Annotated in this window: 1 protein-coding gene; it reads left to right on the forward strand. The window is 42.6% G+C overall.

Translation table 11 applies throughout. The annotated features are described in order from the left end of the window. Positions 1 to 533 (forward strand): ABC transporter transmembrane domain-containing protein (locus R7P74_RS28935; RefSeq protein WP_318124147.1); only part of this gene is annotated, 533 nt, incomplete at both ends.

The raw sequence follows: 533 nt of genomic DNA on the forward strand, positions 1-533 counted from the left end.
GATGAAACGACTTGGCAGACGTTTAAACGTCTTTGGCAATTTATCCGCCTTTACAAGTCTGGCCTTATCGTTGCCGTCATTGCATTAGTGATTAATGCTATCTCTGATACTTATATGATTTCCCTACTAAAACCGCTTCTCGATGAAGGTTTTGGTAATGCGGATTCTGATTTTCTACGTACACTTCCTTTAATTATATTTGTCATGATGTTCATTCGTGGCACAAGTGGTTTTGTCTCCACTTATTGTTTGAGTTGGGTCTCTGGCAATGTGGTGATGCTAGTACGACGCATGGTGTTTAATCACTTTATGCACATGCCTGTATCGTACTTTGATAAAGAAAAAACGGGTAACTTGCTTTCTCGAATCACTTACGATTCAGAGCAAGTCTCTGCGGCGACGAGCCAAGCGTTAGTGAGCATCGTACGTGAAGGCGCAAGCATTATTGGTTTGCTTGTTCTGATGTTTTACAACAGCTGGCAGTTGTCATTAGTGCTGTTTGCTGTAGCGCCTGTGGTTGCTTGGGGTATTGG

Source organism: Vibrio sp. 2033, assembly GCF_033339735.1.